The sequence below is a fragment of the Novosphingobium colocasiae genome, assembly GCF_014652555.1.
GTDB lineage: Bacteria > Pseudomonadota > Alphaproteobacteria > Sphingomonadales > Sphingomonadaceae > Novosphingobium > Novosphingobium colocasiae.
The window spans coordinates 1-14,818 of sequence record NZ_BMZA01000013.1 but is presented as its reverse complement, the minus strand read 5'-3'; the positions used below and the strand labels follow the sequence as shown (position 1 = coordinate 14,818).

At 65.5% G+C, this 14,818-nt stretch carries 17 protein-coding genes; 8 read left to right on the top strand and 9 right to left on the bottom strand.

What is annotated here, in order from left to right:
• Positions 1-207: 207 nt before the first annotated feature.
• The 8 genes from IE122_RS14460 to coxB all read right to left on the bottom strand — a co-directional run bounded on the left by IE122_RS14460 (position 208) and on the right by coxB (position 6,757).
• Complete coding sequence (locus IE122_RS14460) at positions 208-783, bottom strand: SURF1 family protein (protein WP_189621960.1); 576 nt, start codon at positions 781-783, stop codon at positions 208-210.
• A 127-nt stretch (positions 784-910) separates the two neighbouring features.
• Positions 911-1,306, bottom strand: a complete 396-nt coding sequence (locus tag IE122_RS14455; protein WP_189621959.1) for a DUF983 domain-containing protein — start codon at positions 1,304-1,306, stop codon at positions 911-913.
• On the bottom strand, positions 1,303-2,124 hold the full coding sequence (locus tag IE122_RS14450) for a cytochrome c oxidase subunit 3 (RefSeq protein WP_189621958.1): 822 nt from the start codon (positions 2,122-2,124) through the stop codon (positions 1,303-1,305). The genes IE122_RS14455 and IE122_RS14450 overlap by 4 nt, the downstream gene beginning before the upstream one ends.
• An 80-nt stretch (positions 2,125-2,204) precedes the next feature.
• On the bottom strand, positions 2,205-2,807 hold the full coding sequence (locus tag IE122_RS14445) for a cytochrome c oxidase assembly protein (protein ID WP_189621957.1): 603 nt from the start codon (positions 2,805-2,807) through the stop codon (positions 2,205-2,207).
• Positions 2,807-2,938, bottom strand: a complete 132-nt coding sequence (locus tag IE122_RS18510; protein ID WP_268249022.1) for a cytochrome c oxidase system small membrane protein — start codon at positions 2,936-2,938, stop codon at positions 2,807-2,809. Before IE122_RS18510 ends, IE122_RS14445 begins: the two co-directional genes overlap by 1 nt.
• 10 nt (positions 2,939-2,948) lie before the next feature.
• Entirely contained in the window at positions 2,949-3,881 is a 933-nt protein-coding gene (locus tag IE122_RS14440; protein ID WP_229814206.1) for a heme o synthase, read from the bottom strand.
• A 119-nt stretch (positions 3,882-4,000) separates the two neighbouring features.
• A complete protein-coding gene (ctaD, locus tag IE122_RS14435) occupies positions 4,001-5,686 on the bottom strand; it encodes a cytochrome c oxidase subunit I (protein ID WP_189621956.1) in 1,686 nt (561 codons plus the stop codon).
• Positions 5,687-5,716: 30 nt separating this feature from the next.
• Positions 5,717-6,757: a cytochrome c oxidase subunit II gene (gene coxB / locus IE122_RS14430; RefSeq protein WP_189621955.1), complete on the bottom strand. Its 1,041-nt coding sequence runs from the start codon at positions 6,755-6,757 to the stop codon at positions 5,717-5,719.
• A 200-nt stretch (positions 6,758-6,957) separates the two neighbouring features.
• Here coxB and pyrE point away from each other — a divergent pair, with 200 nt between their 5' ends.
• From pyrE to ruvX, 7 genes are all read left to right on the top strand, one after another.
• Entirely contained in the window at positions 6,958-7,542 is a 585-nt protein-coding gene (gene pyrE, locus IE122_RS14425; RefSeq protein ID WP_189621954.1) for an orotate phosphoribosyltransferase, read from the top strand.
• A 16-nt stretch (positions 7,543-7,558) separates the two neighbouring features.
• Positions 7,559-8,302: a pyridoxine 5'-phosphate synthase gene (locus tag IE122_RS14420; protein WP_189621953.1), complete on the top strand. Its 744-nt coding sequence runs from the start codon at positions 7,559-7,561 to the stop codon at positions 8,300-8,302.
• Between the two features lie 247 nt (positions 8,303-8,549).
• Complete coding sequence (gene acpS / locus IE122_RS14415; RefSeq protein WP_189621952.1) at positions 8,550-8,957, top strand: holo-ACP synthase; 408 nt, start codon at positions 8,550-8,552, stop codon at positions 8,955-8,957.
• A 39-nt stretch (positions 8,958-8,996) separates the two neighbouring features.
• Positions 8,997-9,890, top strand: a complete 894-nt coding sequence (gene lepB, locus IE122_RS14410) for a signal peptidase I (RefSeq protein WP_373299141.1) — start codon at positions 8,997-8,999, stop codon at positions 9,888-9,890.
• A 6-nt stretch (positions 9,891-9,896) separates the two neighbouring features.
• On the top strand, positions 9,897-11,009 hold the full coding sequence (locus IE122_RS14405; RefSeq protein WP_189621951.1) for an AI-2E family transporter: 1,113 nt from the start codon (positions 9,897-9,899) through the stop codon (positions 11,007-11,009).
• 4 nt (positions 11,010-11,013) lie between these two features.
• A complete protein-coding gene (locus IE122_RS14400) occupies positions 11,014-12,135 on the top strand; it encodes a DUF3089 domain-containing protein (RefSeq protein ID WP_189621949.1) in 1,122 nt (373 codons plus the stop codon).
• The gene (gene ruvX / locus IE122_RS14395; RefSeq protein WP_189621947.1) at positions 12,114-12,599 is read left to right on the top strand and encodes a Holliday junction resolvase RuvX; all 486 of its coding nucleotides are present in this window, start codon (positions 12,114-12,116) and stop codon (positions 12,597-12,599) included. The genes IE122_RS14400 and ruvX overlap by 22 nt, the downstream gene beginning before the upstream one ends.
• Positions 12,600-12,916: 317 nt before the next feature.
• Here the strand turns inward: ruvX and IE122_RS14390 are convergent, their stop codons facing one another.
• Entirely contained in the window at positions 12,917-14,065 is a 1,149-nt protein-coding gene (locus IE122_RS14390) for a phosphotransferase family protein (protein ID WP_189621945.1), read from the bottom strand.
• 180 nt (positions 14,066-14,245) lie between these two features.
• Between IE122_RS14390 and IE122_RS14385 the strand changes: the two genes are divergently transcribed.
• Positions 14,246-14,764, top strand: a complete 519-nt coding sequence (locus IE122_RS14385; protein WP_189621943.1) for a hypothetical protein — start codon at positions 14,246-14,248, stop codon at positions 14,762-14,764.
• Positions 14,765-14,818 lie beyond the last annotated feature (54 nt).

The following is a 14,818-nucleotide window of genomic DNA, read 5'->3' as shown; positions in this document are numbered from 1 at the left end:
GCGTTAGCCGCGCCGGGAAAAACTGGCAATGCCTGGATGTTCGGCCCTCTCCCCGGATCGCGGAGAGGATAGCGCAGCTTGCTCCGCGAGGAGCTAGCGAAGCTTGGAGAGGCGCGCGCCACGCCGAGACCGCAGAGCCCCTCTCCAACTGCGGCTAGCGAGCAGGCTCGCAAGCCTGCGTATCCTCTCCGCGATCCGGGGAGAGGGCTAAGGGCGGTCTTTCCGGCGCTTGCGCAGGGCGATGGCATAGATCACCAGCGCAGTCAGCGCGAAGAGGAGCCACTGGATCGCATAGGACAGGTGGTTGTTGGGAATATCCGCCGGATCGGGGCGGGCATTGGCCTCAAGCCCGGCGAGCGGCGGATCGGCCACCAGGCGCGGGCCCGGCGCGATCCATCCGGTCACCGTGCCGCCCGTCCAGCCCTTTCCGGCATTGGGGTCGGGAGACCAGCCCAGCACCACGAGCGCTTGCGACCCGTGTCCAAGATCGCAAAGGGCGGTCGCGGCGGGGCCGGCTTCGCCCTTGGTATTCTCGCCCGCCATGCTGGAATGGCTGACAACCTTGCTGCAGAGCACCGACGTGCGCCTGTAAAGTCTGTCTTCCCATTTAGGGTCGCTGCCCGGCCAGTTCACGATGATATCGCTCTGTTGCGCGGCCTCATACCGCGCCAGCAATGCTTCCTTCTGGTGCAGCCGGTCCAGTTGCCAGAACCCCATGCGCACCATCACGGCGGCGGCTGCCAGCACAACCAGCGTAGGCAGGATCGGGATCGCGCGCTTCATATCAGCGCAAGCGCTCGTTCAAATCGCCCACCCCCGTTCGTGTCGAGCGAAGTCGAGACACGTTCGCGCGGCGCTGGCGTGTCTCGACTGCGCTCGACGCGAACGGAATGGGTCCGGAAATCCAAAGCTAATCCTTCAGGCGGCCTTCGCCGGCCTTGCGCCGGTGCTCGGCGATCAGGAGCCATGCCTTGGCAACGCGCAGGCCGCCCACGGTGAGCAAAGTCGAGAGCGGCAGCCACAGCAGGATGTGGACCCAGAACGGCGGTTCGAACGCCAGTTGCACCCAGATCGCGCCGCCCGCGATCACCGCGCCGACAAAGAACGTCAGGAACGCGGCCGGGCCATCGCCGACGTTGTAGGTGGAAAAGTCGAGGCCGCAGACCCTGCAGCGGGCGGCGAACTTCGCGATCCCGTCGAACAGCGTCTTCGAACCGCAATCGGGACACAAACCGAGAAGGGCAGCCGACGCGGTGTCCGGCTGCCCCTTCGATTGCGGTTCCTGGCTGTTGCCGGGCTGCGTCACTCGATGACGCCGCCCCAGTTGCCCCAGATGTAGATCGCGGCGAACAGGAACAGCCACACCACGTCGACGAAGTGCCAGTACCAGGCGGCGGCTTCGAAGCCGAAGTGCTGGCGGGGCGTGAAATCGCCGTTGTAAGTGCGCTTGAGGCAGACGATCAGCATGATCGTGCCGACGATGACGTGGAAGCCGTGGAACCCGGTGGCCATGTAGAAGGCCGAACCATAGGTGTTCTGGCCGAAGCCGAACGGCGCATGGATATATTCGTAAGCCTGGATGCACGAGAACAGCAGGCCGAGCAGGATGGTTGCCCACAGCCCCTTCTTCAGGCCTTCGCGATCACCGTGGATCAGCGAATGGTGCGCCCAGGTGACGGTGGTGCCCGAGCACAGCAGGATCAGGGTGTTGAGCAGCGGCAGCGCGAACGGGTCCATCACCGCTTCGATCGCCTTGGGCGGCCACTGACCGCCGACGGCTTCCGAAAGCGTCGAGGGGAACAGCGAGAAATCGAAGAACGCCCAGAACCAGCCGACGAAGAACATCACTTCCGAAGCGATGAACGTGATCATGCCGTAGCGCTGGTGAAGCTGCACCACCGGGGTGTGATCGCCGGCATGCGCTTCCTTCACGATCTTGGAGAACCAGGCGAACATGCTGGCGAGCAGGATCGCCATGCCCAGCCACGGCACGAAGGCACCGCCGGCCATGTCGTGCATGTGCAGGACCATGCCGCTGGTGAACACGAATGCGCCGATCGTCGTCGCCAGCGGGACGATGTCGGGCGGCAAGATGTGGTAATCGTGGTTCTTGGTCCCAGCCATGGTTCCCTGCTTCCCCATTCTCAAAATCCGCAACGCCATGCCGATCAGGGCGGCACCGCGCGCGTTCTCAACAGCGGCCCTTAACCGCCCGCCTTGCTCCGGTCCAGTGTCTTTCCGTCGATCGCGGTGACATGGAATGTGTAGCTCAGGGTGATCTCCTGAACGTCCTTGTTGTCCGGGTCCTGAAGGATCGCCGGATCGACATAGTAGATCACCGGCATGCGCACTTCCTCGCCCGGCTTGAGCGTCTGCTCGGTGAAGCAGAAGCACTGGATCTTGTTGAAGAACCGCCCCGCCTGCTCCGGCTCGACGTTGAAACTGGCGGTACCGGTAATGCTGTGGCTCGACGTGTTGCGGGCCCAGAACAGCGCCATGTCCCGCACGCCGATCGATACCGTATCGGTGTTCTGAAGCGGCTTGAACTGCCACGGCATGCCGCGTTCGACATTGGCATCGAAGCGCATGGCGATGGTGCGACCGCTGTCGCGCACGGTGGCGGCCTGTTGCTCGGTGGCCCGGGCAGTCGTACCGCCAAAACCTGTCGCCTGGCAGAAGATGCGATAGAGCGGCACCGCTGCAAAGCCCATGCCCAGCATCGCCAGCGCGCCGCCCAGCGCCAGCAGGGCAACCTTGCGGTTCGCCTTGGGCGCGGGCGCGCGCGCAGGAGCGTCCGCCACCGGCATCAGCCGATCCCGGCCTTGATCCTGGCGATCGAGACAAAGAATACGAGGATCACGAACCCGGCCAGTGCCAGTCCCAGCACGCGGTTGCGGCTGCGGCGGATCTGCTCGGGCGTGCGGGGCGGCTGGTTCATGGTTGTGTCCTTAGGCGACCTGAAGCATCAGGTAGTGGTCGGCCACCAGCGCCGCGAACAGCGCGAAGAGGTAGAGTACCGAATAGGCGAAAAGCTGCTTTTCAGGCTTCATCGCATCGTCGTCGGTCTGCCGTTGGCGCAGGCCCACGCGCAGGGCGAGCGCCAGGAACAGCAATGAGAGCACGGTGGCGCTGACGCCGTAGATCGCGCCCGCCCCGCCGATCCACCACGGCAGGACCGAGATCGGCAGCAGCACCAGGCTGTAGATCAGGATCTGGTGCCGCGTCACCCGTTCACCTGCGACGACCGGCAGCATCGGGATGCCGACCTTGGCATAGTCGCTCTTCACGAACAGCGACAGCGCCCAGAAGTGCGGCGGCGTCCAGATGAAGATGATGGTGAACAGCAGCACGGGCATCAGGGTGATATCGCCGGTCACCGCGACCCAGCCGATCAGCGGCGGAAACGCGCCCGCACCGCCGCCGATGACGATGTTCTGCGGGGTGCGCGGCTTGAGCCAGATGGTATAGACAACGGCATAATAGACGATCGAGATCGCCAGGATCCCGGCGGCCAGCCAGCCGATCGCCAGCCCCATCAGGAATACCGAAGCGGCGCACAGCACCCCGGCGAAATCGCGCGCGGTGGTGCGATCGAGCCGGCCCTGCGGCAGCGGCCGGCCGGCGGTGCGCTTCATGCCGGCGTCGATATCGGCTTCCCACCACTGGTTGAGCGCAGCGGCACCGCCCGCGCCCATGGCGATGCACAGGATCGCGGTAAAGCCCAGCACCGGGTTTATCTGGCCCGGCGCGGCGAGCAGGCCGCACAGGCCGGTGAAGATGACGAGGCTCATCACCCGCGGCTTGGTCAGCGCCAGAAGGTCGCGCCAGTCGGCCGGCAGGGGCTGGGTAAGGGCCTGTTCCATATCGCGATCGTCAGCCATTCTTCACACAGACGGAGGCTTCAAACAACTAGGGAGGGCCGACAAGCCCTCCCCCGGCCCCTCCCGCGAGCGGGAGGGGAGCTTTGGGTGCCCGACCCCATTGGGGGCGGGCACTGCCATCAGTGGTGACCTGCGTCTTCGATGACGGGCAGGGTCTCGAACTGGTGGAACGGCGGCGGGCTGGACAGCGTCCACTCCAGCGTGGTCGCGCCTTCGCCCCAGTAGTTGGCTTCGGCCTTCTTGCCGGCGGTGTAGGCGTAGATGATGTTGATGAACCAGATCACCAGGCTGAACGCCATGACCATGTAGCCGTCGGTCGCGACCTTGTTCCAGTGCGCATAGGCCTCGGCATAGTCCGGGTAGCGGCGCGGCATGCCCTGAAGGCCCAGGAAGTGCATCGGGAAGAAGATCATGTTCACGCCCACGAAGAAGATCCAGAAGTGGATATGGGCGAGCAGTTCCGAGTGCATGCGGCCGCTCATCTTGGGGAACCAGTAATAGAACCCGGCGAACAGCGCGGTGACCGCACCCAGCGACAGCACGTAGTGGAAGTGAGCAACGACGAAGTAGGTATCGTGCACCACGTCATCGATGCCGCCGTTGGCGAGATAGACGCCGGTGACGCCACCCACGGTGAACAGGAAGATGAAGCCGATCGCCCAGACCATCGGGCTCTTGAACTCGATCGAGCCGCCCCACATCGTGGCGATCCAAGAGAAGATCTTCACGCCGGTGGGCACCGCGATGACCATGGTGGCGGCGGTGAAGTACATCTTGGTGTTCACCGACATGCCCGTGGCGTACATGTGGTGGGCCCACACGATGAAGCCGACGACGCCGATGGCGACCATGGCGTAGGCCATGCCGAGGTATCCGAACACCGGCTTCTTCGAGAAGGTCGAGATGATCTGCGAGACGATGCCGAAGCCCGGCAGGATCATGATGTAGACTTCGGGGTGGCCGAAGAACCAGAACAGGTGCTGGTACAGCACCGGATCGCCACCGCCCGAAGGATCGAAGAAGGTGGTGCCGAAGTTGCGATCGGTCAGCAGCATGGTGATCGCGGCGGCGAGGACCGGCAGCGACAGCAGCAGCAGGAACGCGGTGACCAGCACCGACCACACGAACAGCGGCATCTTGTGCATGGTCATGCCGGGCGCGCGCATGTTGAAGATGGTGGTGATGAAGTTGATCGCGCCCATGATCGAGCCGGCACCCGAAAGGTGCAGCGCGAAGATGCCGAAGTCCACCGCCGGGCCGGGCGAACCGGTGGTCGAAAGCGGGGCGTAGACGGTCCAGCCGGTGCCGGCACCAAGGCCGGTGCCGCCAGGCACGAAGGCCGAGCACAGCAGCGAGCAGAACCCGGCGACGGTCAGCCAGAACGAGATGTTGTTCATGCGCGGGAACGCCATGTCGGGCGCGCCGATCATGAGCGGGACGAACCAGTTGCCGAAGCCGCCGATGATGGCGGGCATGACCATGAAGAACACCATGATCAGGCCGTGCGCCGTGATCAGCACGTTCCACACGTGGAGAGACGAGTTGAAGTCCGGATTGACGGCACCGAACCACTTGGCGAACGTATCGAGATACTGGATGCCCGGCTCGGCCAGCTCGATGCGCATCATGCCCGAGAAAGCGCCGCCGATGATCCCCGCGAAAATCGCGAAGATCAGGTACATCGTGCCGATGTCCTTGTGGTTGGTGGACATGAACCAGCGGGCGAAGAACGCCGGCTTGTGGTCATGATCCGCGTGCCCGTGATCGTCCACGTGGCCCTGGAAATGGTCTGCGGTGGTTGCCATGATTATTCGACCTGTCCTCGTGATACGGGCTTATTCGGCGGCGGCGGCGGTGGCGTCGCCCTGGCCTTCGCCAGTGGCTTCGCCGACCGGTGCAGCCTCGGCGGCCGGAGCGGCGGCAGCCTGGGCTGCCGGCTTCTGACCGTCGATGGCACCGCCGGGGTGGGTCAGCACCCAGGCATTGAACTTGTCGCGCGGGAGCGCCTCAAGCGCGATCGGCATGTAGCCGTGCTTGGCACCGCACAGTTCCGAGCACTGCCCGTAATAGACGCCCGGCTTTTCGACGAGCAGCACCTTCTCGTTGATGCGGCCCGGCACGCCGTCCAGCTTCATCCACAGCGACGGCACCGCGAACGAGTGGATCACGTCGGCCGCCGTCACCAGCAGGCGGATCGGCTCACCGACGGGAACGACCATGCGGTTGTCCACTTCGAGATGGCTCGGGCCGTCCCACGGCTTGGAGCCGACGTCACGCACGCCGTTATTGACGACCGGCTGGCCGGGCAGGTTCAGCATGTTCGAGACGACTTCGAAATCGCCGTTGTCCGGGTAGCTGTAAGTCCAGAACCACTGGTTGCCGGTGGCCTTGATGGTCAGCGCACCCTTGGGGGCCGGCTTGTACTGCTTGGCGATGAGATCGATCGAGGGGATCGCGATGCCGACCAGGATCAACACCGGCAGCAGGGTCCACACAACCTCGATCAGGGTGTTGTGGCTGGTCTTGGAAGCGACCGGATTGGCGCGCTTGTTGTAGCGCACGATCACCCACAGCAGCAGGGCCAGGACGAAAACGCTGATGATGACCATCACCGGCATCAGGATGACATCGTGCATCCACAGACCATATTCGCCGATCTTGGAGAACTGGGTCTGGATGCCGAGACCGCCATCGACCGGCATGCCGATCCCCGGCGTCGGCTTCATCGGCGTGTAGCTGCCGGCTGCGGCGGCGGGAGCGGCGGCCGGCGCAGCTTCCTGAGCCCAGGCGGCGGCCGACGCGGCGGCTATTGCAAGCGAAAGACCCAGTGCCTTGGCGACATGGCCCACGCAGCTAGCGAATCTGCCGGATTTCATCGTTGTTGCGCTTCCGTTTCCTGTTTCGCGCGGGCCCGGAACCGGCACGCGCGTACCCCGTTTGCGGAGGCGAAAGCCCCCCATTGACGGGGCCTATACGCGCGCTTGCCGCGTGTCTCAAGCGCCTCTAGGGGAAATTTTGCGTCGCAGGCGGCAATCTTGCGTCGGATCAATGCACAGCAGTTGAGGGAAGCACCGCAATGCAGGAAGAAGAAGTCCTCGCCGAGTTCCGCGCCAGCAAGGCCCTGCTCGAAGGGCATTTCCTGCTCTCGTCCGGCCGCCACAGCGCGCATTATCTGCAGTGCGCGCGCGTGCTGATGAACCCGGCCCGCGCCGCGCGCCTCGCCGTGGCGCTGGCGGCAAAGCTGCCCCACGACATCCGCAAGCGCATCGCCAAGGTGGTCTCGCCGGCGATGGGCGGGGTCATCATCGGCCAGGAAATGGGCCGCGCGCTCGATGTGGACGCCATGTTCGTCGAGCGTCCGGACGGCACTTTCGAACTGCGCCGCGGCTTTGCGCTGGAGCCGGGCGACGAAGTGCTGATGGTCGAGGACGTGGTCACCACCGGCCTTTCCAGCCGCGAGGCGATTCGCGCCATCGAAGCGGCGGGCGGCAAAGTGATCGCCGCCGCATCGCTGGTCGATCGCTCGGCCGGGACGGTGGACCTTGGCGTGCCCTATTTCCCGCTGGTCGCGCTCAATTTCCCGACTTATGCCCCGGACGAACTGCCGCAGCACCTTGCCGCGACCCCGGCCGTAAAGCCGGGCAGCCGCGCCCAGCCCTGACCGGGAACCGCCGATCGTGACTAACGCCCTCGCCCCTGCCCGCCTGCGCCTCGGCGTCAACATCGATCACGTCGCCACCATCCGCAACGCGCGCGGCGGCGCGCATCCGGACCCGGCCCGCGCGGCCGAGGTCGTGGCGGCGGCGGGCGGTGACGGGATCACTGTCCACTTGCGCGAGGACCGGCGTCATATCCGCGACGACGATCTTGTCCGCGTGGCGCAGGCGACCGGGTTGCCGATCAACCTGGAAATGGCCGCGACCGACGAGATGCTGGAGATCGCGCTGCGCCATCGCCCGCACGCCGCCTGCATCGTCCCCGAGCGGCGCGAGGAGCGCACGACCGAGGGCGGGCTCGACGCCGCCGGCCAGCACAACCGGCTTGCCCCGATCGTCGCCCGGCTGGCCGATGCCGGGGTCCGCGTCAGCCTGTTCATCGCCCCCGAAGCGCGCCAGATCGAAGCGGCGATGAAGCTCGGCGCGCCGGTGGTCGAACTGCACACCGGCGAATACGCCCACGCCGCCGGCGACCGGGTTGCCGTCGAACTGCGGCGGATTGCCGATATCGCCGCGCTGGCTGCCAAGAACGGCATCGAGCCGCATGCCGGCCACGGCCTGACTTACGACAACGTCCAGCCCATCGCCGCCATCCCGCAACTGGCCGAACTCAACATCGGCCATTACCTGATCGGAGAGGCGATTTTCGTCGGTCTGGACAGTGCGGTAAGACGAATGCGGCAACTGATGGACGAAGCGCGGTGAACTGCGCTGCCCCTGCAGTCTTCACCTCTCTTCCCGTCATCCTGAACTCGTTTCAGGGTCCATCGTGCTGCTGGCGCGGATATCCCGTGCAGGCGAAACCGCGGGGAAATTGCGCCATTCGGCCCTCGGGGCAAACCGATGGATGGATGGTGAAACAAGTTCAGCATGACGGGGTTGGGGATTATAGGGCCCGGCCTGATCGGCGAGGCGGTTTGATATACAGACCACACGGCCCGGGAAACACGCGATGATAATCGGCCTCGGCTCTGACCTGTGCAACATCGAGCGCATCCGCAATTCGATCGACCGGTTCGGCGATCGCTTCCTCAACCGCGTGTTCACGGAAACCGAACGGGCCAAGGCGGCGCGGCGGCCGCATACGGTGGCGGGGACGCTGGCCAAGCGGTTTGCCGCCAAGGAAGCCTACTCGAAAGCGGTGGGCACCGGGTTCAAGGCCGGGGTGTTCATGAAGGACATCGGCGTCGTCAACGCCCCTTCCGGCGCGCCGACGCTGCTGCTGACGGGTGGCGCGCGCGCGCGGCTCGACATGCTGGTGCCGGCAGGCCATGAGGCGGTGATTCATCTCACGCTCACGGACGATCATCCATGGGCCCAGGCCTTCGTCGTCATCGAGGCCCGTCCGCTGCCGGCGTGACGCGGGTTCCTTTCCTTTGCATAAGCAGTCCCCCGCCCCATGAACGAACCGCAAAGCCCCGGCATGACCGAACCGCTGCCCACTTCCGAACCGGATGAAGCACCTGCCCCTGCAAAGGTGGACTGGGCGGGCGAGATCCGCGCGCTGGCGCTGATGCTGGTGGCGGTGCTGTGCTTCCACTCGTTCGTCGCCAAGCCGTTCTACATCCCATCCATCTCGATGATGCCGGGGCTGCTGGTGGGAGACCGGCTGGTCGTTTCCAAATATCCTTATGGCTTCAACTGGTCTTCGGTCAGCTTTCACCTGCTGCCGCGCGGGACCTGGCGACTGTTCGGGCGGACGCCGGAATACGGCGATATCGTCATCGTCGTGCCGCGCAACCGCAAGGAAGACCTGATCAAGCGCGTGGTCGCCCGGCCCGGCGATCGCATCGCGGTGGTCAACGGTCAGATCGTGCTGAACGGCAAGCCGGTGCCGCAGGAAACCCAGCCGCCACTGGAATTGCCGGTCGATGCCAACCAGCCGTGCGAGGAGGAGACCTTCCCCGGCCTCAAGGGCCGCGCGCCTTCGGGCAGGGATGTGTGCGAGTTGCCGGTCTATCGTGAAACCCTGCCGAACGGCGCGAGTTACCTGATTATCGACCACCTGGACCAGTCGCTGGATCACATGCCCGAAATCACCATTCCCGACGGTTACGTGTTCCTGATGGGCGACAACCGCGACCATTCGGCCGACAGCCGCGAGCCGCTGTGGGGCAACGGTCTGGGCGGACCGGTGCCGCTTTACGATATTGGCGGGCGCGCCGAATTCACCACCTTCTCGCTGAACGGATCGGCATCGTGGAACCCGCTGTCGTGGTGGGGATCGCTGCGCGATGGCCGCGCCTTCACCAGCCTGCGCGCCGAGAAGGCCGCACTTCCCGCCGGCCGCTAGGGCGCGATGGGCGCGGGCACCTTCGATACCGAAGCGCGCGAGGCGCAGGAGCCCGCAGAGCCTGCGGCACATCGTGTCGGGCCCACCGATTTCGTCGATCCGCTGGTCCGCCACGAATCGCGCAAGGCGTTCGTGTGGATCGGCACTGCGGCTCTGTTCGCGCTGGCGGTGTTCCTGGCCCAATCGCTGCTGGTGGTGTTCGGCGGCGTGGTCTTTGCCGCGCTGATCGACGGGGGGGCGCGGATGATCGGCCGGGTCCTGCCGGTACGGCGAAGCTGGCGGGTTATGCTGGTGCTGCTGGCAGCCATGCTGTTCCTGCTGTGGATGAGCCGCTTTGCCGGCAGCCAGATCGCCGATCAGGCCAGCGAACTGCCGGCGACGCTGGAAAAGCAGGGGCGCGTCGCGCTGGACTGGCTGGCGGAGCACGGCATGCGCATCCGGCTGGGCGACTGGCGGGCGCTGCTTCATGAAGGCCTGGGCGGCGTGGGCGGCATCGGCCAGGTAACGGCGGCATTGGGCGGGCTGTTCGGCGCGCTGACGACGATCTTCCTGATCCTGGTGCTTGGCATCTACTTCGCGCTGGAGCCCCGGCTCTATCAGCGCGGCTTCGGCTGGATGCTGCCGCGCGACCGGCGCGATCACTACGAGGTGACGACGCGGATCATGGCGGCGGCGCTGCGCCGGCTGCTGATGGGCCGGGTGATCGGGATGACCGTGGAAGGGCTGTTCACCTGGGTGCTGCTGCAAAGCTACGGCGTGCCGATGGCGGCGCTGCTGGCGCTGATCACCGGAATGCTGGCGTTCCTGCCCAACATCGGCGCCCCGATCTCGGGCGCGCTGATGGTCATGGTCGGGTTTTCCGGCGGCGCCGACATGGGGATCTATACGATTTTCGTTTATCTTGTGATCCACCTGATCGACGGCTACCTGATCGTCCCGATGATCGCCCGCAAGACCGTTGACCTGCCGCCCGCGCTGGTGCTGGCCGCCCAGCTTATCATGGGCGTGCTGTTCGGGTTGCTGGGACTGGTCTTCGCCGATCCGCTGGTGGCGATGATCAAGATCTGGCTGGAACGCGAAGCATCGCGCAACGCCCCCGACGCGCCGGCAGAGGCCTGAGCCCTTGGTCCGCAAGTTCCTGTACGCCATCGCGGTGCTTCTGGTGGTGCTCGTCATCGGCCGGGTGGCGCTGACCTTCTGGTCCGAGGACCTGACCGAGCGCGCCTTCGTTCCCGACGCCGACTTCACCCCGCTGCGGCCGCTGCCCCCCGCCGCCTGGGATGATGCGGCGATGTGGGTCGCCCGGCCGGATATCGCCGGAAACCCCGCGCTCTACCGCCCCGAAGGCCTGCAGCCCGCCGCCTCCGCGCCGCCGGACACCGCCGTCTTCTTCGTCCACCCCACCAGCTTCGCCCTGAAGACCGCATGGAATGCGCCGCTGGACGACAAGCCGTCGCGCGATCAGGCCGCGTTGATGGTCAAGGCGATGGCGAGCCCGTTCAACGTCGCCGGGCGGATCTGGGCCCCGCGCTATCGCCAGGCGACGATCGGCGCGTTCCTCTCGGCCAAGCCGCAGGCCGACGCCGCGCTGGATGTGGCGACGCTGGATGTGATCGCCGCCTTCGACAATTTCCTGAAGGCCAACCCCAAAGGCCCGATCGTCCTGGCCGGGCACAGCCAGGGCGCGTTCCTGCTGCGCCGCCTGATCGCGGCCCGGATTGCGGGAACGCCGGTCGCGCAGCGAGTGGCTGCGGCTTATGTCATCGGCTGGCCGGTCTCGATCGATCACGACCTGCCGCGCATGGGCCTGCCCGCCTGCAGTACGGCGGACCAGAGCGGCTGCGTGTTAAGCTGGCTGACCGTCGCCGATCCCGCCGACACCGCCATGCTGCTGAGCGCCTATGGCCGCCGGCGCGGGCTGGACGGGCAAGCGGTGGCCGGCAGCGCCTTCGTCTGCACCAACCCGCTGACCGGGACGAACGACGGCCAGAGCGGGGCGCAGGCAAATACCGGGACGCTGGTGCCGGATTTCCGGGCGGGCACCGGCAGACTTGAACCGCAAGTGGTTCCCGCCGCATGCGGCCCGGACCATTTCCTGCACATCGGCGAAGCCCCCAAGCTCGACATGGGGCCCTATGTGCTGCCGGGTAACAATTATCATCTCTATGACATGACGCTGTTCTGGGCCAATCTGCGCAGCGATTTCCAGAGGCGCTTGCAAGCATGGCACAAGCAGCAGTCCTGATTACCACCAGCGCTCTGGAATACCGCGACGCGCTGCCCGAGGGCGGCGGGCTGATCGGGCTCGATCTGGGAACGCAGACCATCGGCACGGCCTTCTGCGATGCCGGCTGGCGTTTCGCCACGGCCGCCAAGACGCTCAAGCGCGGCAAGTTCGGTGCCGACAAGGCGGCGCTGGAGGCGCTGATCCGCGAGCGAGCGATCAAGGGTATCGTCATCGGCCTGCCGCTCAACATGGACGGTTCTTCCGGCCCGCGCGCGCAATCGAGCCGCGCCTACGCCCGCAACCTGGCGGTGTTGGGGTTGCCCATCCTGCTGTGGGACGAACGCTGGTCCACCGCCATGGCCGAACGCGACCTGATTGGTCAGGACATGAGCCGTGGCAAACGCGCGGAGCGGATCGATTCGGCGGCCGCCGCCGTTATCCTGCAAGGCGCGATCGATGCTTTGGCCGGCGGGGTATTGTAAGCAACCCCGCTGCAGAGCGGGGATTCCCCGAGCAGCCGTCAACCGCTATGGGTAATCTCAGTTAAATAACTGAAATTACGAAATGTTATTTTGACCTGTGAATTCACGTTGCCGTAAAGCGCCGTCGGCACTGGACCGCGGGATTGGCCTTTGGTTCGAACAGGTGCTGGATCAACCGGGATAACCGGCACCCGCCTACCGTCCCTGTCGATGGCAAATTGGCAGGCACCCCGCACCCGAAAAACGGGGCCTGAAGCGGGAGAGAATGGCACAGGGGCGGTCGCGCAATCGGCCGCCCCGATGCCAAGTCGCACCCCTCAGCCGTGTTCCTCCAGCAAGCGGCGCAGCGATTCCGACAGGACATAGCCCCCGCCCGAAAGCCAGGTCAGCAGCACGTCCTGGTGCGTGCGTCCGTCCCCGGCGCGCAGCGCGCAGCCGAGCGACAGCACCAGTTGCTTCCAGGTGCAGAAAATCTTGTGCCAGGCCAGTTTTTTGCGATCGATCGGCAATCCGCCGGCAGCTTCGTACTGCTCGACCAGATCGTCGGTCCCGGCGAACAGCCCGCAGTGATAAGGAACGCCGGCTTCGCGGGTGATGTAGAGATCGGTGATGACCCAGCCGAGATCGCCGTGGCGATCGCCGATATAGCCCAGTTCCCAGTCCAGCACCGCCGTGATCGAGCGGCTGGCTTCATCGAACAGGAAATTGCCGGTGCGGAAATCCCCGTGCACCACCGAGGCGCGATCCAGCACGGGGGCATTGCGGCGCAGCCAGTGTTCGGTGATCGTCGCGATCGGCGCTTCCTCGTAAAGATCCTCCGCCCAGATCCGCGCCCACCAGTTGACCAGCAGTTCGGACGCCTCGGTCGTTCCGGCGGCGGGACGCACAAAGCTGGGAAGCCCGTCTGCCGGAATCTCGGCCTGGTGCAGCGCCACCATGTAGCGCACGTATTGCGGCGCAAGAGCGGCACGGTAGTCGGCGGGGAAATGGATGCCCATGCCGGAGACGTTGGATGAAACCTGCGCCGGCTTCTGCGTGCCGGTGACGAAGCCCGATACCAGCGAGGGCATGCCCATCATGCTGCCGTCTTCGTCCAGCCAATAGACCGGGGGGACCGGCATCAGACTGCCACCGAAGCGCATCAGTTCGAATTCGCGCCGACGGCTGGTCTCGACGATCGAGGCCGCCGGTTCGCAGCGCAGGACCATCCGGTCGCCCACCCGCTGCTCGCCATCGCGAACCCAGTCCAGATCGAACACGAACTGTTCCTTCGACGCCCCGCCGGTCAACCGCTGGAGGTTGCGGATCGCCACCGGGCCTTCGGCCTGCGATCCCAGGAACTTCGCCAGGCGTTCGCCGACGTGATCGAGCGTGGGCGAGGAATAGGAAACGGTCTGCCCGCGCTTGCGCAGCCGCCGCGTCAGCGCCTCGTCGATCGAGGGTTCGGTCGGGTATCGCGCGCGCATTTGCGCGATCCATTCATCAGTCGGGTGACTGCGCAACTGCCGGACATCGGCCATCCGTTCCTTACTCCCAGTTCAATTTCATTGGCACGATTAAAACAAACCGTGCACTTGATTTGTTAGTTTGCCACTGGTAACACGTCAATCGGTAACGGCACGATAAGCCGTACCTGAGGAGAGAAAATGCAGCCGGGAATCGATCTGCGCATCCGCTCGATGATCAAGGCACTATCGGAAACGGTCCTGCCTGCGGTCGATCCGGCCAACAAGGCCGCGATCGAGCAGTTGCACATCACGCTGGGCTCGCTGGCTCTGCTGAACGACCAGATCGATCATGCCTATGCCTTCGAGATTGCCGATCTGCGCGATCTGATCGCCACGGTTGCCGGATTGGCCGACCACGTGGGGACGCTGTCCGACAGCAGCCGGGAAGCCGCAGCCGCCGGTGAGGCGGTTGTTGCAGGGCCGCCGGTTTCGCTCGCCCGCGTGCGCGATGCCAACAACGCGGTGCGCGCCGCCGTCGCTGACGAGATCGCCGCCGCTTATGCCCGGCTCGATGGCCAGGACACGGCGCGGCTGGAATCGTGGCTGCTCGCCAACGCCGCCGGCCAGATCGGGCGCGAACGGGCGTTCGTCGCGGCGACCGGGTTCGACGTGTTTCCCGATACGCTCCAGCCGATCGGGGCGCTGCTGAACGACTAGGGGTTGTGGGGATTTATCGTGAATTGATGACGGCTGCGGCGAGGTAGATCATGG

Coding starts and splice junctions, on each gene's coding strand:
- IE122_RS14460 (WP_189621960.1), bottom strand. CDS start 783: ATGAAGCGCGCGATCCCGATCCTGCCTACGCTGGTTGTGCTGGCAGCC.
- ctaD (WP_189621956.1), bottom strand. CDS start 5,686: ATGGCAACCACCGCAGACCATTTCCAGGGCCACGTGGACGATCACGGG.
- IE122_RS14385 (WP_189621943.1), top strand. CDS start 14,246: ATGCAGCCGGGAATCGATCTGCGCATCCGCTCGATGATCAAGGCACTA.
- IE122_RS14390 (WP_189621945.1), bottom strand. CDS start 14,065: ATGCGCGCGCGATACCCGACCGAACCCTCGATCGACGAGGCGCTGACG.
- IE122_RS18510 (WP_268249022.1), bottom strand. CDS start 2,938: ATGAACCAGCCGCCCCGCACGCCCGAGCAGATCCGCCGCAGCCGCAAC.
- IE122_RS14445 (WP_189621957.1), bottom strand. CDS start 2,807: ATGCCGGTGGCGGACGCTCCTGCGCGCGCGCCCGCGCCCAAGGCGAAC.
- IE122_RS14440 (WP_229814206.1), bottom strand. CDS start 3,881: ATGGCTGACGATCGCGATATGGAACAGGCCCTTACCCAGCCCCTGCCG.
- coxB (WP_189621955.1), bottom strand. CDS start 6,757: ATGAAATCCGGCAGATTCGCTAGCTGCGTGGGCCATGTCGCCAAGGCA.
- acpS (WP_189621952.1), top strand. CDS start 8,550: ATGATAATCGGCCTCGGCTCTGACCTGTGCAACATCGAGCGCATCCGC.
- IE122_RS14405 (WP_189621951.1), top strand. CDS start 9,897: ATGGGCGCGGGCACCTTCGATACCGAAGCGCGCGAGGCGCAGGAGCCC.
- IE122_RS14450 (WP_189621958.1), bottom strand. CDS start 2,124: ATGGCTGGGACCAAGAACCACGATTACCACATCTTGCCGCCCGACATC.
- lepB (WP_373299141.1), top strand. CDS start 8,997: ATGAACGAACCGCAAAGCCCCGGCATGACCGAACCGCTGCCCACTTCC.
- pyrE (WP_189621954.1), top strand. CDS start 6,958: ATGCAGGAAGAAGAAGTCCTCGCCGAGTTCCGCGCCAGCAAGGCCCTG.
- ruvX (WP_189621947.1), top strand. CDS start 12,114: ATGGCACAAGCAGCAGTCCTGATTACCACCAGCGCTCTGGAATACCGC.